Annotated in this window: 20 protein-coding genes and 1 other RNA gene; 7 read left to right on the top strand and 14 right to left on the bottom strand. The window is 63.7% G+C overall.

The window, feature by feature from the left end; genetic code table 11:
- The 7 genes from JaAD80_RS31965 to JaAD80_RS02300 all read right to left on the bottom strand — a co-directional run.
- The coding region (locus JaAD80_RS31965) for a DUF4880 domain-containing protein (protein ID WP_180979259.1) at positions 1 to 175 on the bottom strand (175 nt) is incomplete at its 3' end.
- Positions 172 to 714 (bottom strand): sigma-70 family RNA polymerase sigma factor, encoded by a 543-nt coding sequence (locus JaAD80_RS02325; protein WP_102292694.1) that lies wholly within the window; start codon positions 712 to 714, stop codon positions 172 to 174. The genes JaAD80_RS02325 and JaAD80_RS31965, both read right to left, overlap by 4 nt.
- A gap of 153 nt (positions 715 to 867) precedes the next feature.
- Entirely contained in the window at positions 868 to 1,221 is a 354-nt protein-coding gene (locus JaAD80_RS02320; RefSeq protein WP_102292693.1) for a DUF3325 domain-containing protein, read from the bottom strand.
- On the bottom strand, positions 1,221 to 2,843 hold the full coding sequence (locus JaAD80_RS02315; RefSeq protein ID WP_102292692.1) for a PepSY domain-containing protein: 1,623 nt from the start codon (positions 2,841 to 2,843) through the stop codon (positions 1,221 to 1,223). The genes JaAD80_RS02320 and JaAD80_RS02315 overlap by 1 nt, the downstream gene beginning before the upstream one ends.
- Entirely contained in the window at positions 2,840 to 3,175 is a 336-nt protein-coding gene (locus JaAD80_RS02310) for a DUF3649 domain-containing protein (protein WP_102292691.1), read from the bottom strand. The genes JaAD80_RS02315 and JaAD80_RS02310 overlap by 4 nt, the downstream gene beginning before the upstream one ends.
- 2 nt (positions 3,176 to 3,177) lie before the next feature.
- Positions 3,178 to 3,924, bottom strand: coding sequence for a DUF4198 domain-containing protein (locus tag JaAD80_RS02305; RefSeq protein WP_102292690.1), 747 nt, complete (start codon positions 3,922 to 3,924; stop codon positions 3,178 to 3,180).
- A 73-nt stretch (positions 3,925 to 3,997) separates the two neighbouring features.
- Positions 3,998 to 6,259 carry a TonB-dependent siderophore receptor gene (locus JaAD80_RS02300; RefSeq protein WP_180979258.1) on the bottom strand — a complete coding sequence of 754 codons (2,262 nt, stop codon included), beginning with the start codon at positions 6,257 to 6,259 and terminating at the stop codon, positions 3,998 to 4,000.
- Positions 6,260 to 6,734: 475 nt separating this feature from the next.
- On the opposite strand from JaAD80_RS02300, the gene JaAD80_RS02295 reads away from it, so the two are divergent.
- Positions 6,735 to 8,378, top strand: coding sequence for an alpha-D-glucose phosphate-specific phosphoglucomutase (locus JaAD80_RS02295; protein WP_102292688.1), 1,644 nt, complete (start codon positions 6,735 to 6,737; stop codon positions 8,376 to 8,378).
- A gap of 113 nt (positions 8,379 to 8,491) precedes the next feature.
- On the opposite strand, the gene JaAD80_RS02290 is transcribed toward JaAD80_RS02295, so the two are convergent.
- The 5 genes from JaAD80_RS02290 to groES all read right to left on the bottom strand — a co-directional run bounded on the left by JaAD80_RS02290 (position 8,492) and on the right by groES (position 13,603).
- Complete coding sequence (locus JaAD80_RS02290) at positions 8,492 to 10,030, bottom strand: oligopeptide:H+ symporter (RefSeq protein WP_219726769.1); 1,539 nt, start codon at positions 10,028 to 10,030, stop codon at positions 8,492 to 8,494.
- A gap of 117 nt (positions 10,031 to 10,147) precedes the next feature.
- Positions 10,148 to 10,714, bottom strand: coding sequence for a GNAT family N-acetyltransferase (locus tag JaAD80_RS02285; protein WP_180979257.1), 567 nt, complete (start codon positions 10,712 to 10,714; stop codon positions 10,148 to 10,150).
- Between the two features lie 123 nt (positions 10,715 to 10,837).
- Positions 10,838 to 11,311, bottom strand: a complete 474-nt coding sequence (locus JaAD80_RS02280) for a hypothetical protein (RefSeq protein WP_258002773.1) — start codon at positions 11,309 to 11,311, stop codon at positions 10,838 to 10,840.
- A 301-nt stretch (positions 11,312 to 11,612) separates the two neighbouring features.
- A complete protein-coding gene (gene groL, locus JaAD80_RS02275) occupies positions 11,613 to 13,262 on the bottom strand; it encodes a chaperonin GroEL (RefSeq protein ID WP_010400981.1) in 1,650 nt (549 codons plus the stop codon).
- Positions 13,263 to 13,312: 50 nt separating this feature from the next.
- Entirely contained in the window at positions 13,313 to 13,603 is a 291-nt protein-coding gene (gene groES, locus JaAD80_RS02270) for a co-chaperone GroES (RefSeq protein ID WP_010400979.1), read from the bottom strand.
- 516 nt (positions 13,604 to 14,119) lie between these two features.
- Between groES and JaAD80_RS02265 the strand changes: the two genes are divergently transcribed.
- From JaAD80_RS02265 to JaAD80_RS02245, 5 genes are all read left to right on the top strand, one after another.
- Positions 14,120 to 14,866 carry a hypothetical protein gene (locus tag JaAD80_RS02265; protein ID WP_102292685.1) on the top strand — a complete coding sequence of 249 codons (747 nt, stop codon included), beginning with the start codon at positions 14,120 to 14,122 and terminating at the stop codon, positions 14,864 to 14,866.
- Between the two features lie 156 nt (positions 14,867 to 15,022).
- Positions 15,023 to 15,286 carry a DUF904 domain-containing protein gene (locus tag JaAD80_RS02260; RefSeq protein WP_099378049.1) on the top strand — a complete coding sequence of 88 codons (264 nt, stop codon included), beginning with the start codon at positions 15,023 to 15,025 and terminating at the stop codon, positions 15,284 to 15,286.
- Entirely contained in the window at positions 15,286 to 15,597 is a 312-nt protein-coding gene (locus JaAD80_RS02255) for a cell division protein ZapA (protein ID WP_034747344.1), read from the top strand. Before JaAD80_RS02260 ends, JaAD80_RS02255 begins: the two co-directional genes overlap by 1 nt.
- Before the next feature lie 201 nt (positions 15,598 to 15,798).
- A non-coding RNA gene (gene ssrS, locus JaAD80_RS02250) (6S RNA) lies at positions 15,799 to 15,976 on the top strand.
- Between the two features lie 92 nt (positions 15,977 to 16,068).
- The gene (locus JaAD80_RS02245; RefSeq protein ID WP_102292684.1) at positions 16,069 to 16,533 is read left to right on the top strand and encodes an EVE domain-containing protein; all 465 of its coding nucleotides are present in this window, start codon (positions 16,069 to 16,071) and stop codon (positions 16,531 to 16,533) included.
- 9 nt (positions 16,534 to 16,542) lie between these two features.
- On the opposite strand, the gene lgt is transcribed toward JaAD80_RS02245, so the two are convergent.
- Both lgt and JaAD80_RS02235 read right to left on the bottom strand, forming a co-directional pair.
- On the bottom strand, positions 16,543 to 17,373 hold the full coding sequence (gene lgt, locus JaAD80_RS02240; RefSeq protein WP_102292683.1) for a prolipoprotein diacylglyceryl transferase: 831 nt from the start codon (positions 17,371 to 17,373) through the stop codon (positions 16,543 to 16,545).
- A gap of 93 nt (positions 17,374 to 17,466) precedes the next feature.
- Positions 17,467 to 18,375, bottom strand: a complete 909-nt coding sequence (locus JaAD80_RS02235; protein ID WP_102292701.1) for a LysR family transcriptional regulator — start codon at positions 18,373 to 18,375, stop codon at positions 17,467 to 17,469.
- A gap of 172 nt (positions 18,376 to 18,547) precedes the next feature.
- On the opposite strand from JaAD80_RS02235, the gene ilvD reads away from it, so the two are divergent.
- Entirely contained in the window at positions 18,548 to 20,413 is a 1,866-nt protein-coding gene (ilvD, locus tag JaAD80_RS02230; protein WP_102292682.1) for a dihydroxy-acid dehydratase, read from the top strand.
- The last annotated feature ends 29 nt before the right edge of the window (positions 20,414 to 20,442 follow it).

Below are 20,442 nucleotides of genomic sequence, written 5' to 3'. Positions count from 1 at the left end.
GGTTCCAGGCGCGCGCGTGTTCCGGGTCGAGCGCGCGCCACTGCGCGCTGGCGGCCAGGTCATCCGGCGTGGCCTGGCCCGACTGCTCCAGCAGATACCATTCGACGGCCTGGCGCGCCACGCTACGCGACAGCGGGGGAGATGGAGGAGGGGATGGCGCAGCGGCGGCGCTCATGCCAGCAGATCCGGCGCCAGCAGCACGCATTCGGTCAGCGCCTCGGCCATGTAGCGCTTCACCGAGCGCTCGCCGATGCCCAGCTGCGCGGCGATGTCGGCGTAGGCATGGCCTTCGATCTGCGCCAGGATGAAGACGGCGCGCACTTTCGGTTTCAGGCCGTCGAGCATGGCGTCCACGGCCTGCAGCGCCTGCAGGATTTCGGCGCGCTGTTCGGCGGACGGCTGGTGCCGCTGCGGCAGGGCGGCCAGCGCCTCGGCCCAGGCCCGTTCCAGCGACTGGCGCCGCAAATGGTTGATCAGCAGGTGCTTGGCGACGGTGGCCAGGTAGGCCTTGGGCGCGCGCAGGGCCGGCGTCTGCGGCTGCGCGGGCGCGCCTTGCAGCAGGCGCGTGAAGGTGTCCTGCATCAGGTCGGCCGCCTCGGCTGCATTGCCCAGGCGCCGCTGCAACCAGTGCGCCAGCCAGCCGTGGTGCGCACGGTAGTGGCTTTCCAGCTGCGTCGGCAGCAAGGGAGTGGGCGCGAACGGACTGCCTGGCATGGTGGGGAAGCCTTAATGCAAATAAGAATTATTCTCATTTTAGCGCGATGGGCACGCCGGCGCAATGCGTTGTTGCTGGGCCGCCACGCGCTAGCCGCCACGCGCTTGTCGCCACGCGCTGGCTGCCACGCGGGTGGCGGCACAGCATAAACGCTACAGCACGGCCAGCGCGATGGCGGCCAGCACGGCCGCGCCGCCGATGCCGCGCGCCAGGCGCATGGCCTGGTGCGGCGCATAGGGCAGCAGCCAGATCAGCAGCAAGCCGCAGCCCGTCAGGCTGCCGACCCAGTACACCAGGCCATAGCCGCCGCCGGCGATGTGCATGGCCCAGGCCAGGCCCGCCGCCAGCGCCAGCCACCCCGTCCACTGCAGGCGGCGGCGCAGGGGTGCGGGCGGTTCGGCGCCGCGTCCGTGCAAGTCGGCGTAATGGCGGTCCATGGCCAGGCACAGCGCAGACAGGCCCGTATAGCACAGGGCAAAGACGAGGAAGTTCGCAAGCAGTTCCATCACGCGGCCTCCATCGTTTGCGCCGGTTTCATCGGTGCCGCCTTGGTGGCCTTCAGCGGCAGCGGTTTCAATTTGAACGCTGCATATGCCAGGCCCAGTCCCAGCACCAGCACCACCAGGTCGAAGGCGGCCACAGATACGGGACCGCGGCCGAGGAACAAGGTCACGCCCAGGTGCGATTCGGTGGTGAAGACATTCAGCACGGGCAGCGATGCCAGCAGGAAGGCGCCGACGGCCAGCTGCATGCGCCACATGGTGCGCGATGGACGCAGCTGGGCGATGATGGCGGCCAGGGCCCAGGCGCCGAAGAAGCAGGCGATTTCCTCTTTTGGCCGGTCTTCCATCGTCACCGACAGCAGGCGGTTGGCCCAGAAATACGCGCCGAAGGCGATCGGGATGCCGGCGATGGCACCGATGTTGAGCGCTTCCACCAGGCGCAGGCCGAAGCTGGGCCGCTTGCCGGCGGCCAGCGCCTTGGCTTGCTTCTGGCGCGTCTTGACGGCCCACAGCAAGGCGCCCGTGGCCACCATGGCGCAGCCGGCCAGGCCGGAGAGGAAGAACAGGGCGCGCAGCAGCGGGCCGCCGAAATGCGCGACGTGCAATCCCACCATCACGCCTTGCGTGGCGGCCGCACCGGGCTGCGTGTCGCCATCGGCTGACAACAGCTTGCCGGACACGCCATCGAATTCCATCGACGGCTGCTTCGAGGACATGGCGCGCCCACCGGCGCGCGTCAGCGAGATGGTGGCGTTGGCGTCGCCCGGATGGTTGACGGAAATGCGCTCGACCTTGCCGCCGCCCCAGTGCTGTTCCGCCTGGCGCACGAGGGGCGCCAGCGGCGTCAGCGGCGCGGCCACGCCGGCCGGCTTGCTGTCGCCCGAGCGGCCCGGGAAGGCTTCGGCGAAGAAGGCATCCTGGTCGCCCTTGTAGGCGGCCGTGGCGCCGGACGGCATGTACAGGAACATCAACGTGACCAGGCCCGTGTAGGTAATCATGATGTGGTAGGGCAGGGCCAGCACGGCCGTCACGTTATGCGCGTCCAGCCACGAGCGCTGGCCCTTCTTCGGCCGGAAGGTAAACAGGTCCTTGAAGATGCGCTTGTGCGTGACGATGCCGCTGATGATGGAGACGAACATGAACATGGCGCAGAAGCCCACGATCCAGCGGCCCCAGATGGCCGACATGTAGTGCAGGTCGAAGTGCAGGCGGTAGAGGAATTCGCCGCCCCGCGTCTCGCGCGGCTTGGACAGCACTTCGCCCGTGGCCGGGTCGGCTTTTTCGCTGTGAAAATTGCCGCGCCGTCCGCGCTTCTTTTCACCGGGTTTCGACGGCTTGCTCCAGCCCAGCTGCGTGGCGGGGCTGCGTTCGCCGGGCAGGCTGATGAACCAGCGCGTGGCGCCTTCGGCCCGCTCTTGCATCGCCTGTTGCGCCACCCTGGCCGCTTCTTCCGTCGTCACCTTGCTGGCGGCGGCGCCGTGCAGTTCGGGCTGCATCCACAGGGTGATTTCATTGCGGTAGTAGCTGGCCGTGCCGGCGCAAAACACCAGCAGCAGGATCCAGCAGACGAGCAGGCCGGACCAGGTGTGCAGCCATGCCATCGACTGGCGAAAACCTTCTTTCATGCTAGACTCCAGGATAAGGCGTCCATCCATTGCAGGATGGCGGCGATGATGGCGGCCGGGATCAGCAGGCCCAGCCAGGCGCGCAGGGCGCTGCCGGTGGCGAAGACCCACATCACGGCGCAGGTGTAGATGGCAAACGACAGCAGGGTAGCCGTCATGACGGCTTCGGAACGGGCCATGGGGAGGCTCACCGACAGCAGCATGGTGACCAGCGCGGCCAGCACGTAGCCGCCGACGATGGCGGCCACGCTGCGCGAGGCCACGCCGAACCGGTACACGGCGCCGGCGGAGAGCCGCAGGCGCGGCATTTTAGTGATGGCTGGCGCTTGCATGGTCAGTCGTGATCCTTGCTGGGTGGCAGGGCCGGACCGGCAGGCAGCGGCGCCACGCCTTGCGGCTGCACCAGGCTCAGGGTGGTCACATACATGGCCTTGTCATAGGCGACGCCTTCGTGCTGGCCGGCCTGCTTGTCCGTGTGCTGCACTTCCAGCACATAGGTACCCTGCCATGGCAGCGGGAAGCTGACCAGGCCTTGCGCGTCGCTCCAGGCTTCCTTGCCCCAGCCCGACTGCACCACGGCGTTGACCTTGGCTTGCGCCAGCGGCTTGCCCTGGTAGCTGACCTGGAACTGGCCTGCCGTGCCGGTCGGCACCAGGTCCAGGGTCAGCGCGGCGGCCTGCGCCTTGCCGTCGGCGACCAGGCGCGCGGCGGGGATCCACACGGTGCGCGTGGCCTTGCCATCCTTTTTCTCTTCCCATGACGGATAGTGGCGCTCCTCGGCGATGATGCTTTCGCCGGCCGCCACCTTGCCGTTCAGGACAAAGGCGCCGGCCGTCTTGCTGGCCTGCAGGGGCTTGCTGCCGGACGGCGAGATCCACGTCACGTTCCTGATGCTGAACTTGTCCAGCAGGCCGGGCGACGCTTCGCGCAGGTTGTCGCCGAATTCGCCGAAGTAGACGCTGGCCGACTTGCCGTCCTGCTGCAGCCAGATCTGGTGCGCGCTGGCCGTGCCGGCCGCGAAGACGCCGGCCAGCAATGCGGCGGAGAGGGCGCCGCGGCGGGCGATGGTAGCGATGTGCATGGTGTATCCCTTATCTTTTTATAGGAAATGGTAAAAACGGCCGCGTCCCGGAGAACGCGGCCGGCATGGTGCATCAGTACTGGTAGCGCAGGTTCAGTGCCACGTTGCGCGGTTCGCCGTAATAGCCGCCGTTATAGAAGCCCACGCGGCGGAAATACGTCTTGTCGAACAGGTTGTTGACGTTCAAGGTGGCGGCCAGCTTGGGCGTGATCTGGTAGCGCGCCATCAGGTTGGCCAGCACATAGCTGCCCTGGCTGACGCGTATCTTCGTCTTGTTCGGCAGGGTGGCCGTCGTGTAGATCTCGTTCTGCCAGTTCACGCCGCCACCGATGGTGATGTTCTGCAGTGCGCCCGGCAGGCGGTAGGTGGTCGAGGCGCGCAGCATGTTGGTCGGCTGGATGGTGTTGGTCACCACGCCCTTGCCCGTCTTCGATTTGCTGTGCGTGTAGCCGGCGAACAGCTGCCAGCCGCTCAGGGGGCTGCCCGACACTTCCGCTTCGTAGCCGCGGCTTTTCGTGCCCTTGCCGGTCGAGACATACGGACGGCTGCCATCGGGCAGCACGAAAGTCAGCGGCACCGACTTGTCTTCCTCGCCCAGGTTGTCCTGCCTGGCCTCATACACGGCAAACGAGGCATTCAGGGCCTCGTCGAAGAATGCGCTTTTCACGCCCGCTTCCACGTTGCTGCCCGTGATCGGGTCGAGGAAGGCGTTGTTCTTGTCCTTCAGGTTTTGCGGCTTGAACAGGTCCGTATAGCTGGCGTACAGCGAGGTGCTCTTGCTCACGTCGAGCACCACGCCCGCGTACGGCGTGACGACATCGTCCGTCTTGTAGGCCGAGCTGCGCTTGACGAAATTGCCCTTGGCGTCGTAGCGGTCGTTATACGTTTCCCACTTCGAGACGCGCGCGCCGGCCAGCACCTTGAGGTTGTCCATGACGTTGATGCGCGTGGCGATGAAGGCGCCCGACTGTTTTGTCGTGGCGACGTCGCGCGCGCCCGTGCGCGTCAGTACCGGCTCGGGCACGTCGCCCGTCCAGTTGCGGAAGTCGGGGATGCGGGTGGCGTAGGGCAGCGGATCGGGCAGCAGGGTTTCATTCGTCGTGCCCGTGCGCTTCCAGCCATTCACGCCCAGCACCAGGTCGTGCTGGCGGCCGAACAGGGAAAAGGCGCCGTTGGCCGACAGGTCGAAGTTGTCCTGTTTTTCATCGTAGGGGAAGGCGCCGCTCCACACTTCCAGGCCGCTGCCGTCGCGCTTCGGATAGCCGCTGCCGCCGTAGAACAGCTTGCCGTTCGAGGAGCTGTCCAGGCGGCCATACGCGGCCTTGATCTTCCAGTCGTTGGCGAAGCGGTGTTCGAGGTAGACATATTTATTTTCGAATGCGCGCTCCCAGCTGCTCCACTTGGCCGCCATGTTGAACGAGCGGGGCATGTTGGCCGGCGTGCCGTCCGAGAAGAACAGGGGCGTGGTGCCCCAGCTCGTGCCCTTCGGCGTGTTTTTCTGGTAGTCGATGCCGGCCGTCAGCAGCGTGTCCGGCGTCAGGTCCGCCTCGACGATGACGGCGCCCACCAGCTTGCGTTCCTTGTACAGGTCCATGTAGGAGTGGCGGTTCTGGCCCGCCACGACGACTCTTCCGCGGATGCTGCCGTCGGCATTCAATGGCGCGCTGATGTCGCCTTCGAGGCGGACCTTGCTCCAGGAGCCCACCGTCATGCCGGCCGAGGCGGCCAATTCCTTGCCCGGACGCTTGTGCAGCATGTTAATGGTGGCCGACGGGTCGCCATTGCCGCTGACCAGGCCCGTGGCGCCGCGCACGATTTCGATGCGGTCATAGATGGCCGTGTCGAACAGCGCATTGCTGCCCGAATTGACGGCCACGCCATCGATCTGATAATTGCCGATGGAAAAGCCGCGCGCGGAAAAATTCGTCCGTTCGCTGTCGTTTTCCTGCACCGTCACGCCCGTCGACTGCACCAGTACCTCTGCCAGGCTGTTCAGGCCCATGTCATCCATGCGCTGGCGCGTGACGACGGAAATCGATTGCGGCGTTTCGCGGATGGACAGGCCCATGCGCGTGGCCGTGGCCATCTGCTTGGTGGTGTAGGACCCCGTGTTTTCCGTCGATGCCTTGTCTTGCTGTCCCAGTACCTTGATTTCGCTCAAGGTTGCTTCGTCTGGCGTGGCGGGCGCATCGGCTGCCCAGGCCGCGCCTGCGCCCAGCATCAGCGTCAGCAGGGCGGAATGCACGGCCAGTGCCAGCGGACGCAGGGCAAGCTGGGAAACGGGTGGGGAAAACGGGCCGGCAACCATGCCGGTCCGCGAATGTACTCGCGCCATGAAAGATCCTTCTTCTCGTTTGCCTGCCGTCGTGCGGCTGGCGTTTTTGATATGGGAGGCTTGCTTGGCGGTAGGGCCTGGCTGGCGCAGCGTGTCATCCAGCCGCGCACCTCCCATGCCAGTCTGGCGACGCACCGGCGATGGCGGCAGGCGTGAGAGGTTTAGTGCAGACCTCGTCGAGGTCCAAATGTGAATGAGAACTATTCTTATTATAATGTCAGCTTGTGAGACATGCAAGAGTAGGCTGTTGCAATTAGGCAGCAAGCAAGCGCGGCTACCGCAGGGCAGGCGGTTGCCGCGTCAGCAGAAGTTCAGCAGTTCCTGCCACTGCGCGCGGGCACTGCCTCCCGTGCGGGCATGCGCAGCCAGGCAGGTGGCGATGCGGCGCAAAGCTTGCTGACGCACCCTCGCAAGCGTACGACGCTTTGCCGCTGGCCCCGCATGCGTTAACATGCATTATTAATATGGAGGCAATATGGCTATTCAAATCATCAACACGGCGCCGGTCGCCGGCCAGCAGCCTGGCACCTCGGGCTTGCGCAAGAAGGTCGGCGTGTTCAGCGCGCCGCAATACCTGGAAAATTTCGTGCAGAGCGTTTTTGACACGCTGGGCGACTGCCGTGGCCAGACGCTGGTGCTGGGCGGCGATGGCCGCTATTACAACCGCACGGCGATCCAGACGGTGCTGCGCATGGCGGCCGCGCACGGCTATGCGCGCGTGCTGCTGGGGCAGGGCGGCATCCTGTCGACGCCCGCCGTCAGCTGCGTGATCCGCAAGCACGGCGCCAGCGGCGGCATCATCCTGTCGGCCAGCCACAACCCGGGCGGACCCGATGGCGATTTCGGCATCAAGTACAACATCGCCAATGGCGGCCCGGCACCGGAAAAGGTCACGGAAGCCATGTTTGCGCGCACGCAGAGCATCAGCGAATACCGCATCAGCGACGCGGCCGACATCGACCTCGATGCCTTGGGCACCGTGCGCATCGAGCAGATGCAAGTCGACGTGATCGATCCGGTGCTTGATTACGCGGAACTGATGCAGCAGCTGTTCGACTTCGACGCCATCCGCGCCCTGTTCGCGGGCGGCCTGCGCATCTGCTTTGACGGCATGCACGCCGTCTCCGGCCCGTACGCCACGGCCATCCTGGAAGGCATGCTGGGCGCGCCCAAGGGCAGCGTCATCAACGGCGTGCCGCTGGAAGACTTCGGCGGCGGCCATCCGGACCCGAACCCCGTCAACGCGCACCAGCTGATCGCCATCATGGCCGGCGACGATGGCGTGAATGAGGCGCCGGACTTCGGCGCCGCTTCCGATGGCGATGGCGACCGCAACATGATCGTCGGCCGGCGCTTCGACGTCACGCCCTCGGACAGCCTGGCCATCCTGGCCGCCAACGCCACGGTGGCGCCGGGATACCGCGCCGGCTTGACAGGCATCGCCCGCTCCATGCCGACGTCGGGCGCGGCCGACCGGGTCGCCAGCGCGCTGGGCATCCCGTGCTTCGAGACGCCGACGGGCTGGAAGTTCTTCGGCAACCTGCTCGACGCCGGCATGGCCACCCTGTGCGGCGAGGAAAGCTACGGCACGGGCTCGAACCACGTGCGTGAAAAAGATGGGGTGTGGGCGGTGCTGTTCTGGCTCAACCTGCTGGCGGCAAAAAAGCAATCGGTGGAAGAGATCGTGCGCGCGCACTGGGCCACGTATGGCCGCAACTACTATTCGCGCCACGACTACGAGGACATCGACAGCGCCAGCGCGCAGCAGCTGATGGCGGCCGTGCGCGCGCGGCTGGCATCCTTGCCTGGCCAGCAGTTCGACGGCTACACGGTGGCGCTGGCCGACGACTTCAGTTATACCGACCCGGTCGACGGTTCGGTGGCCACGCAGCAGGGTATCCGCATCATCATGACGGATGGTTCGCGCATCGTGCTGCGCCTGTCCGGCACGGGCACGCAGGGCGCCACCCTGCGCCTGTACCTGGAACGCTACGAGGCCGATACGGCGCAGCACGACATCCCGACGCAGCAAGCGCTGGGGGGGCTGATCGCGGTGGCGCAGCAGGTCGCGCAGATCCGCGAGCGCACGGGGCGCGATGCGCCCACGGTGACGACGTAAAAAAGTAGGACGCGCAGGTCGGATTAGCGTGGCATCGCCACGCGTAATCCGACGACATTGTCAGCAGCGTTGTCGGATTACGCCCTGCGGGCTACTCCGACCTACTTGTATGATTACGCCTTGCCCGGCACCACCGCCTGGCGGTAGTTGTCCACCATCTTGTAGCGCTTCGCATACAGGCCGAAAGCCAGCATGGCGACGGCGGCGAAGGCGGCAAAGAAGAACATCTGGAAGGCCGTCACGCTGATGCCGCTTTCGGCGATCTTGCCGATCACGCCTTCGTTCATGACGCTGCGGTTGACGATCAGTACCCACAGGTTGCCGACGGTGGTCGACAGGTTCCAGAAGCTCATGATGGCGCCCTTCATCGAGACGGGCGCCTGGCTGTAGGCAAACTCCAGGCCTGTCGCCGAGACCAGCACTTCGCCGAACGTCAGCAGGGCATACGGCAGGATCTGCCACATGATGGAGACGGCGCTGCCGCTGTCGAGGGCCAGTTGCAGCAAGCCGATGACGATCCAGGCCAGCGAGGAGAAACCGATGCCGGCCGTCATGCGGCGCAGGGCCGTCGCTTCCCAGCCGAAGCGGTTCAGCATCGGGTACAGCACCAGGTTGTTGAACGGGATCAGGAGCATCACCAGCATCGGGTTCAGCGCCTGCATCTGCGCCGGCAGGAACCAGCTTGGTTTTTCCATGGTGTTGGCCTGCACGATCCAGGTCGAGGCCTTCTGGTCGAACAGCGAGAAGAACGGCGTGACGAGGGCGAAGATGACGAGGATGCGCAGCACGGCGCGCACGCCTTCGACGGCTTCGTCAGGGTGGATGCCGCGTGCGCGTTCCAGCTGCATGGCCGTGCCGATGCTGCCGAAGGCCAGCAGCAAGACCAGCGCGGTACACGCGGAAATCACGAAGCCCCATTCAGGAATGCTGTAGAACGCATACAGGGCGCCGATCACGCCGACGTAGGCCACGTACAGGCCGGGACGCGAACCGCCGTCGACGCGCGCCAGCAGGGCGGTGCGGGCCACGCGGGTGAACGAATCGGGGTTCGGCGGCGCTGGCGGCACGTGCACGTATTTCTTGGCGCCCATCCAGAACACGATGGTGGCGGCCAGCATCATCAGGCCGGGGATGCCGAAGGCGATCGACGGGCCATACTTTTTCAGGAACAGCGGCATCAGCAGCGACGCGAAGAAGGAGCCAAAGTTGATGATCCAGTAGAACAGATCGAAGACCAGCTTGGCCTTGTGCTTGTTGGTCTGGTCGAACTGGTCGCCTACAAACGAGGCCACCAGCGGCTTGATGCCCCCCGAGCCGAAGGCGATCAGGAACAGGCCGAAATAGAAGCCGTTGACGCTGCTTTCAAAGATGGCCAGGCAGGCATGGCCGGCGCAATACACGAGGCTGAGCCAGAAGATGGTGTTGTACTTGCCAAAGAAGCGGTCGGCCAGCCAGCCGCCCAGCAGGGGGAAGAAATACACGCCGATGACGAAGGTGTGGAAGACGTGCTTGGCTTCGCCCGTGCGCTGGTCGATCGGGATCATCAGCAGCAAGGTGCTGATGAGGAATGGCGTCAGGATGTTGCGCATGCCATAAAAGCTGAAGCGTTCGCAGCCCTCGTTGGCGATGATGTACGGAATTTGCCGCGGCATTTTGCCCGTGGCGGTGTGTGTCTCGGCCGATGACATTGGCTCTCCCCAAGTATTTTTTGTAAGCCGCGATGCTAAGGCCTGTTGCGCTTGCTTGCAACAGAAAAAACGGCATCTTGGTTATTTCGCAAGGATTTGTAAGGTATTGATTTTCATAAAGACATTATTTTTGGCATCTGCGACGCCCGCTTGCGCGGGACGGGGCAGCAAGAATTGCATCTGCAGCATGTCCAGCCGCGCCTGTTCGCTGGCCAGCGTGAAGCCGCAGCGCAGGTAGAGCTTGAGCGCCGCGTGGTTGTCGTGCGCCACGGCCAGGCGCAGCAGGGCCAGTTCAGGAACGGCGCAGGCGTGTGTGATGGCGGCCTGTACCAGTTGCCGCCCGGTACCCTGGCCGCGTGCCGGCGGCGCCACATAGATGCCCCACAGGCTGGCCTTGTCGTGCAGCACGGCGATCGGCTCGCGGCGCAGGCCGGCAATGGCGAGCAACTGCGGTCCCGCGAATGCGCCGAACATTATTTGGTGTGGCGTCGTGCGCAAGCGCTCGGCGATCTGCGCCAGCGGCACGGCGCTTTCCGCCGCATGCGTGGTGCAGAAGGCGGCCGGCAATTCGGCGATGCCCTGCAGGCGCAGCGCGCGGTAGGCGCAAGCGTCGTCAGGGGTGAGGGGGCGGACGGTGGTGGCTGGCATGCCGCCGAGTATCGGGCTTTGATGGCGGAAAGTAAACCTTGCGCTGCGGCGGGGGCTTGGGGGCATGCCTGGTGCCGGATGGGCGCATGCATGGCGCCGCGGCGGGCGCCAGCGCGAGGGGCGTTACTGGGTGGCGATGCGCTGCATGGGCGCGCTGTCCTTGCGCCATTGTTCCAGGCTCAGCAAGTCGCCGCTGACGCTATCGTCGACGAGGATGCGCTTGCCATCGGGCGAGACGACGAAACTTTCCCAGCGGTGGGCCGCTTCCGGCGTGCTTTCAAAAAAGCTCAGCTGATAGTAGGCGGTGCCATCGACGAGGCGCGTCTCGGGCGCCGTTTCCATCACGGCGCCATGCGCGCGGCCGCCCGAGGCTTTTTCGATGTGCGCCGACCAGGCCTTGATTTCCGGCAAAGCCATCAGCGCATCGATGGCGCGCGCACTGTGCTCCGCGGCGGGCGCGCCGCTGCTGGCGGCCGGCGCCTTGCCGTCCTGCGGCGTGGACTGCTGCAGGTAAAAAGCGCCGAGTCCGGCGGCCAGCAAGCCGGCCAGGATGCCGGCGATGATGGCGGTTTTGGAAGAAGAGGCGCGTGGCGGCATGGTGGCGTGATGACGGGATAAGGGTGGATGATGGCGGCCATGCTAAAGCAAAACGGGCAGGCGGGCAATCGCCGGCCCTGCCAACGGGCTGACAACGGGCCTGGCAGACGGGTTTGCCAAACGGGTTTGCCAAACGGGTTTGTCAAACGGGCTTGCCAAATCCCTGGGCGAAAAAAAAGCCACCTTCCGTAGAAGATGGCTTTCGGGGCTGCCGGGAAGGCGCTGGCAGCTTTTGGCCTGTCAGCTGCCCCCCGGCGTAGGCGGCTGCGCGCGCCGTCGCCTGCGCGCGTGGCCGCCGGACTTACATCATGCCGTCCATGCCGCCCATGCCGCCCATACCACCCATGCCGCCGCCCATGCCGCCGCCTGCCTTGTCGTCAGCGATTTCGCAGACCATGCAGTCGGTCGTCAGCATCAGCGAAGCGATCGAAGCGGCGTTTTGCAGCGCCGAACGGGTCACTTTGGCTGGGTCCAGGACGCCCATTTCAACCATGTCGCCATACGTGCCGTTGGCAGCGTTGTAGCCGTAGTTGCCCGTGCCAGCCAATACGGCTGCCACGACGACCGAAGCTTCTTCGCCAGCGTTTTGCACGATCATGCGCAGTGGCTCTTCCATTGCGCGCAGGACGATCTTGATACCAGCGTCTTGATCAGGATTGTCGCCCTTGACCGTGATGTTGGCGCGTGCGCGCAGCAGGGCTACGCCGCCGCCTGGCACGATGCCTTCTTCCACGGCAGCGCGGGTCGCGTGCAGTGCATCTTCAACGCGGGCTTTTTTCTCTTTCATTTCGACTTCGGTGGCTGCGCCAACCTTGATCACGGCAACGCCGCCAGCCAGTTTGGCGACGCGCTCTTGCAGTTTTTCACGGTCGTAGTCCGAGGTCGCTTCTTCGATCTGTACACGCACTTGTTTCACGCGTGCTTCGATCGAGGCAGCTTCGCCGGCGCCATCGATGACGATGGTGTTTTCCTTGCCCACTTCGATGCGCTTCGCTTGGCCCAGTTCGGCCAGGGTCACTTTTTCCAGGGTCAGGCCGACTTCTTCAGCGATCACTTGGCCGCCGGTCAGGACAGCGATGTCTTCCAGCATGGCTTTGCGGCGGTCGCCGAAGCCAGGTGCTTTCACTGCGCAGGTTTTCAGGATGCCGCGGATGTTGTTCACAACCAGGGTGGCCAGCGCTTCGCCTTCGATGTCTTCCGCGATGATCAGCAGTGGACGGCCAGCTTTGGCGACTTGTTCCAGTACCGGCAGCAGGTCACGGATGTTCGAGATTTTCTTGTCGCACAGCAGGACGAACGGGCTGTCCAGTACGGCAACTTGTTTCTCTGGGTTGTTGATGAAGTATGGCGACAGGTAGCCGCGGTCGAACTGCATGCCTTCAACGATGTCCAGCTCGTCGTTCAGCGACTTGCCGTCTTCCACGGTGATGACGCCTTCTTTGCCGACTTTTTCCATCGCTTCAGCGATACGCTCGCCGATCGAGTAGTCCGAGTTCGCCGAGATCGCGCCAACTTGGGCGATTTCTTTGGTGGTGGTGCAAGGACGGGCGATTTTCGCCAGTTCTTCGACGGTCGCGGCAACCGCTTTGTCGATACCGCGCTTCAGGTCCATCGGGTTCATGCCGGCGGCAACGAACTTCATGCCTTCGCGCACGATGGCTTGGGCCAGCACGGTTGCGGTGGTGGTGCCGTCGCCGGCGTTGTCGCTGGTGCGGGAAGCAACTTCCTTGACCATTTGCGCGCCCATGTTCATGAGCTTGTCTTTGAGTTCAACTTCTTTGGCTACCGAGACACCATCCTTGGTGACGGTAGGGGCGCCGAACGAGCGCTCCAGGACCACGTTGCGGCCTTTCGGGCCCAGGGTCACTTTGACTGCGTTGGCGAGGATGTTGACGCCTTCAACCATCTTGGCGCGCGCTGCGTCGCCGAATACTACTTCTTTAGCTGCCATGTTCAATTCTCCAGAAATTTCGGAATGAGTTATCTAAAACGTGGAAACAATTACTTGACGACGATCGCCATGATGTCTTCTTCGCGCATGACCAGCAGCTCATCGCCGTCAACTTTGACGGTTTGGCCGGCGTACTTGCCGAACAGGACACGGTCGCCCACTTTGACATCCAGAGGACGGACTTTGCCGTCGTCGAGAATCTTGCCATTGCCTACGGCAAGGACTTCGCCTTGATCCGGTTTTTCAGCAGCTGCATCAGGAATGATGAGGCCGGACGCAGTTTTGGTTTCCTGGTCGAGGCGTTTGACGATGACGCGATCGTTCAATGGGCGCAGATTCATACAAAACTCCTTAAAGTTCAATGGATAAGTGTTGCTGAATGAATACATGCCTGGCACAGCGCCAGGCGTGCTTTCAGTGACCGCCGTTGAAAGCAGCCCGCAACGGTCAAGCAAACCCCATGGCATCAGTACGTACCAGCCTGGGCAGTGGTGGCATCGCGGCGTCGCCCGCCGCGTAGCGTTCCCTGCTGTTGTCCGGCATGCACCATCATGTCCTGAGGATTGCTACGAAAGAGTTTGTTAGCACTCTCTACTAACGAGTGCTAATTATAGGGACGGTAGGGGGCTTATTCAAGGGGAACATATTGATACTTGTTCCGCGCAGCCTGCATTTACTCAGGGTTTGCGCAAACGCAAGCCTCGTTCCCGGGCGTCAGCAACAGGCGCGACTCTAGCATGCCCGTCAGGCGGAGGGCGTTCCTGTACGCATGGGAAACAGAGTTTTGCTATGGACTTTGATAAGATGATTAGAATTGCATATCAATATCGCCATTCGCACCTGAAAGCTCACTCACCATGCCATTGATTCTTTCCCGTCCCGCCCTGCGCCTGCTGGGCGCCGCCGTCCTCGGCCTCGCCTGCCTGGGCAATGCCGCCGCACAGCCTGCCACCATTCTCGACGAGATCACCGTGGCCACCCTGACGCCGCTGGAAAAAGAGACGCTGCTGAACGAGCTGTTCAACGACTTGAACAAGGACGATGACGATCAGCAAGCCCATGTGTGGGACAACGGCGCCGACAATGGCGTGCTGGTGAAGGTCACGTACAGCTTCAGCAACTCCGGCATGACGGAGCACAGCCTGAAGGCGCATGTGTGCCGCGACCTGAAATTCGTCGTCACGGCGGCCGACAAGACGCAGGACCTCAGCCGCCGCACCTGTTCGCAGAACAGCGGGCGCTGGGATGTGCAGGGCAAGGACCCGGCGCCCGTCGTGTCTCCGCCGTTCCTGTCCGACGTAACGGTGGCCAGGCTGAACGCGAAAGAGCAGGCCTCGCTGCTGAAGGCAGCCGTGCGCACCCTGAAGGATGAAGAGGATGGCAAGACGCGCCAGTGGAGCAACAAGGGCCTGGGCAATGCGCTACCGCTGGCGGTACGCCTGACGCCCTCGGGCACGGACGCCAAACCCGGCAGCTACAGCCGTACCTGCCGCGACTTGACGATGGTGCTTGACGGCAAGGGCGGACAACAGACCTTGACGCGCCGCTCTTGCGAAAACCGCTATGGCGGACTGGATATCGAAGCCGATTACGTCGACGAGTAAAACGCTGCCATCGCGGCGCTGGCAGATGCGCGCAGTTGGCGAAAAGCGCCGGAAAAAGCGTGTATTTTCCGCCAACTGCCCTGCATTGATGTAAATATGTGTGACAGCCGCGTGATTCGATTGACGCCCATGGAGCGTCCGCCCTATAGTGGCGGGATGATTTCCGAATTCAATGAATTATCCGACAAAATAGGCCTGCTGGCCGAAATGACCCATGCGCTGCGCCGTGAAAACGCGCAACTGCGCAAGGACAATGCCGCCCTGGCCGCCGACAACGCGCAGTATGTGCAACGCATGCGCGAAGCGCAGGAGCGCGTGGAAGCCTTGCTGGAAAAAATTCCGGAACTGGTGCAGGCCGGCCTGGAGCAAGCCGCTTCGGAAGCGGGTGCCTACATTGCCGAGAACGAGAAGGAAGCGTAATGCCGCGTGTCGATGTGAATATCATGGGCCAGTCCTACAGCATGGTGTGTCGCGATGGCGAGGAGCGCGCGCTGCGCGAAGCGGCGATCTACCTGGACAGCAAAATGAAAGCCATCCGCGACGCGGGCAAGGTCAAGGGCAATGACCGCATCGCCGTGCTGGCCGCCCTGGGCGTGGCAGCGGAATTCCTGTCCGTGAAGTCGCCGCAAGGTCCGCTGTCGGAACTGACCATCCTCGAAGTGAAGCAGAAAATCTCGGCCATGCATACCGTCCTGGACAGCGCTCTGACGCCCCAGGAAAACCTTTTTTAAACACCGAACCAAACCTACTGCGCGTCGCGACTTGCGGCCTGCGATGCGCGCTCCCTCGGCTGCCCCGCGCAAGCACAGCTGCGCTTCTTGGCCACAATTCATCGCCGCTCGCCACGGTTTTGTTCCGTGTTATTAATTGGATTTTAAGCGGACACGGTACGATTTGTCTTTGCGATGCGCGATCAAAGGAGTAAACTTGTGTCTACCCTGCGGTGTTCGCGATTGCCATATATTCCTTGAACCATTTATGCGCATCGGTTGCGAATTTTGTTTGATGGGAGTGAGCGTCGCTCGTTCGACGAACCCGAAATTGAACTAACGTGACCACCTTGAACCGTTTGGTTCGGGATGCCGGCATAGCGGCACAGGCGGGGCCCAATTCGCAGTATATTTGCAGTACAAACTGAAAACGGTTGCAGCATTGATGCGCAACCGTTTTTTTACGCCTGTTGCTTTTGATAGGGAATGCACATGAAACAATACTGGCTGATGAAATCCGAACCCGACGAAGTGAGCATCGATGACCTGATGGCCGCGCCCGGGCACACCTTGCCCTGGTTTGGCGTGCGCAACTACCAGGCGCGCAATTTCATGCGCGATGGCATGCGGGTGGGCGACGGCGTGCTGTTTTATCACTCCAGCTGCCCGCAGCCGGGCGTGGCGGGCGTGGCCGAAGTAGCCAGCACGCCCTATCCCGATCATAGCCAGTTTGAAGAAGGTGGCAAGTATTTCGATCCGAAGGCCACGCAGGAACAGCCGCGCTGGATCAGCGTCGATGTGCGCGGCGTGAAGAAGACGGCGCTGCTGCCCCTGTCGGAGATGCGCCAGATGCCGGAGCTGGAAGACATGCTGCTGCTGAAGAAGGGCAGCCGCCTGTCCATCACGCCGGTGACGCCGGCGCAATGGAAGGTGATTACGGGTAAATTGAAGGCCTGACGCGGCTTCTTATGCGTCCGCCGGGCGCGCCTTGGTGGGCGGCGTGCCCATCACCTGGCTTTTATGCGCCCACACCAGCAGCACGATGGCGCCGACGATCATCGGCAGCGACAGCATCTGTCCCGAGGTGATCGGCACGCCCAGCCACACGACTTCCCAGTCCGGCGTGCGGAAGTATTCGGTGAAGAAGCGCGCGCAGCCATACAGCAGGGTGAACATGGCGCCCACGGCCATGCGCGGACGCTGCTTGCGCGCAAACAGCCACAGGATGATGAAAACCAAAATGCCGTCGACCAGCATCTGGTAGAGGGGCGACGGATGCACGGGATACGGAATGCCCGGCCACTGCATGGCCCACGGCAGGGTGTCCGGCGCGATGCGGCCCGGCAGTTCGGCATTGATGAAGTTGCCCAGGCGGCCGGCCGCGTAGCCGAGCGGCACCAGCGGAGCGATGAAGTCGAGCACGTCGAAAAGGTTGCGTCCCGCCTTGCGGCTCCACAGGTACATGGCCAGGATGACGCCGAGGAAGCCGCCATGGAAGGACATGCCGCCATGCCAGACCATGAAGATTTCCAGCGGATTGTGCATGAAGTATTCGGGGCGGTAGAACAGCACTTCACCCAGGCGTCCGCCGATCACCACCCCCAGCATGCCGTAGAACAGCATGTCATCGAGGTCCTCCTTCTTCCAGCCCAGCTTGGCGATATGCGGCTGCTTGATGCGCACTCTGCCCAGGAGTATGAACAGGGCAAAGGCCAGCACGTACATCAGGCCGTACCAGTGCACGGCGAGCGGGCCGATCTGGATGGCTATCGGGTCAGGCATCGGGTGTATCAGCATTGGAGTTCTTTCTTTGTTTAAAGCCAAGGTTGCGTAGTATGGGGGCGCCGGCGGTTTTCTGCCTTAGCCGCCCCTTAATGTATTGCGCCGCGTTTAACCAGCATCGGCCATCTGCTTGCGCAGCAGCGCCAGAAAACCTTGCAGGACGGCCGACGGATTGTCGCGGCGCCAGGCCAGGCCCGTTTCCACCAGCGGCGTGGCGTCCTGCAGCGGCCTGTATTCTACGCCGGGGCGCATCAGATTCGATACCGATTGTGGCACAAGCGCGATGCCCATGCCAGCCGAGACGAGGCTGACGATGGTCTGCATCTGGATCGCTTCCTGGCCGATCTGCGGCGTGATGCCCGCTACGCGGAATACGCCGAGGATCGCGTCGTGCAGGGCGGGCGAGATGGCGCGCGGGAAAACGATCAAGGGCAGGGGCGGCACGTCGCGCAGGCGCACGGGTCCCGGTGTATTCAATATGTCGAGGCCGGACGGCGCTGCCAGCACCAGCGGTTCGGCCAGCACGGGCAGGTAATCGAGTTCCCCTTTCGCCTTCTCGGGCAGCGGCGGGATCAGCAGGCCCGCATCCGTGCGCCCGGCCAGCAGTTCATCGAGCTGCAGGTCGGAGGTGGCTTCCTGCAGCGCGATCTGCACTTGCGGATAGGCTGCCTGGTAAGTGCGCAGCAGGGGTGGCAGTACGCTGTAGTCGGCCGACGAGACGAACGCCAGGCTGAGGCGCCCGGCGGTGCCCTGGGCGGCGCGCTGCACCAGCGCGGATAAATCCTGTGCCTGCGCCAGCAGCCGGCGCGCCTCGGGCAGCAGGGCCGTGCCGGCTGGCGTCAGCTGCACTTCGCGCCGCGTGCGCAGGAACAGGGGCGCACCCAGCAGGTCTTCCAGGGCCATGATGGTTTGCGACAGGGGCGGCTGCGTCATGTGCAGGCGCGCGGCGGCGCGGCCGAAGTGCAACTCCTCGGCGACGGTGACGAAATAGCGCAGCTGGCGCAGTTCAAGGTTCATATGCGTTTCCATGCGGATTGATTGCTGTGATATGTAAAACGACTCACAGACGCGTGCATCATATATTTGACAGGGGGGCGCGCGCAAGGCAATCTGGCGTACCCCCACTGCACGCAGGGTTTTGCGAACGCCCGCGCAGTCAGGCATCAATCATCCTTGGAAGGACCCCATCATGCCGCAATACCGCTCCCGCACCACCACCCACGGCCGCAACATGGCTGGCGCCCGCGCCCTGTGGCGCGCCACCGGCATGAAGGATGGCGACTTCGACAAGCCGATCATCGCCGTCGTCAACTCGTTTACCCAGTTCGTGCCGGGCCACGTGCACCTGAAGGACCTGGGGCAGATGGTGGCGCGCGAAATTGAAAAGGCGGGCGGCGTGGCCAAGGAGTTCAACACCATCGCCGTCGATGACGGCATCGCCATGGGCCACGGCGGCATGCTGTATTCGCTGCCTTCGCGCGACCTGATCGCCGACTCCGTCGAATACATGGTCAACGCCCACTGCGCCGACGCCATGGTCTGCATCTCGAACTGCGACAAGATCACGCCGGGCATGCTGATGGCCGCCATGCGCATCAACATCCCCGTCGTCTTCATTTCCGGCGGCCCGATGGAAGCGGGCAAGGTCGTCAAGGTGGTCAACGGCACGCAAAAGATCATCAAGCTGGACCTGGTCGACGCCATGATCAAGGCGGGCGACAGCACCGTGTCCGACGCCGACGTGGCGGAAATCGAACGCTCGGCCTGTCCCACCTGCGGTTCCTGCTCCGGCATGTTTACAGCCAACTCGATGAACTGTTTGACCGAGGCGCTGGGCCTGGCCCTGCCCGGCAACGGCACCATCCTGGCCACGCACTCGGACCGCCAGCAGCTGTTCCTGCGCGCGGGCCGCCTGATCGTCGACCTGGCCAAGCGCCACTACGAGCACGATGATTACACGGTGCTGCCGCGCTCGATCGCCACCAAGGCCGCGTTTGAAAACGCCATGGCGCTCGACGTCTCCATGGGCGGCTCGACCAACACCGTGCTGCACCTGCTGGCCGCCGCCCACGAGGCGGAAGTGGAATTCACGATGGCCGACATCGACCGCATCTCGCGCAAGGTGCCGTGCCTGTGCAAGGTGGCGCCGATGACGGACAAATACCATATCGAAGACGTGCACCGCGCCGGCGGCATCGTGGGGATCCTGGGCGAACTGGCACGCGCCGGCCTGCTCAACACGACTTTGCCGACCATCCACGCGCCGACCCTGGCCGACGCCATCGCGCAAAACGACATCAAGTGCACGGACGATCCGGCCGTGCATGAACTGTTCCGCGCCGCCCCGGGCGGCGTGCCGACGCAGACGGCGTTCTCGCAATCGGAGCGTTTCGCTGGCGTGGATACGGACCGTGCCACCGGCTGCATCCGCGACAAGGCCCACGCGTATTCGCAGGATGGCGGCCTGGCCGTCCTGTACGGCAACCTGGCCGAGAAGGGCTGCATCGTCAAGACGGCCGGCGTGGACGAAAGCATTTTGAAATTCTCGGGCAAGGCGCGCGTGTTCGAAAGCCAGGATGCGGCCGTCGCCGCGATCCTCGAAGACACCGTGCATGAAGGCGATGTCGTCATCATCCGCTACGAAGGCCCGAAAGGCGGCCCGGGCATGCAGGAAATGCTGTACCCGACCTCGTACATCAAGTCCAAGGGCCTGGGCAAGGCGTGCGCGCTGTTCACGGACGGGCGCTTCTCGGGCGGTTCCTCGGGCCTGGTGATCGGCCACGCCTCGCCGGAAGCAGCCGAAGGTGGCGCCATCGGCCTGGTGGAAGAGGGCGACTTCATCGACATCGACATCCCCGAGCGCACCATCAACCTGCGCGTGACGGATGCCGAACTGGCCGCGCGCCGCGCCGCCATGGAAGCGAAGGGCGACGCGGCCTGGCTGCCCGTCAACCGTGATCGTTACGTGTCGCAGGCGCTGCAGGCGTATGCGGCCCTGACGACGTCGGCCGACCGTGGCGCCGTACGCGATCTGTCGCAGCTGAAAAAGCGCTGAGCGTTGTAAAAACGCCGCACCGCCGCCCT

The sequence above is a fragment of the Janthinobacterium sp. AD80 genome (assembly GCF_002878455.1).
Lineage (GTDB): Bacteria > Pseudomonadota > Gammaproteobacteria > Burkholderiales > Burkholderiaceae_D > Janthinobacterium.
This window is presented reverse-complemented; position numbering and strand designations above follow the sequence as displayed.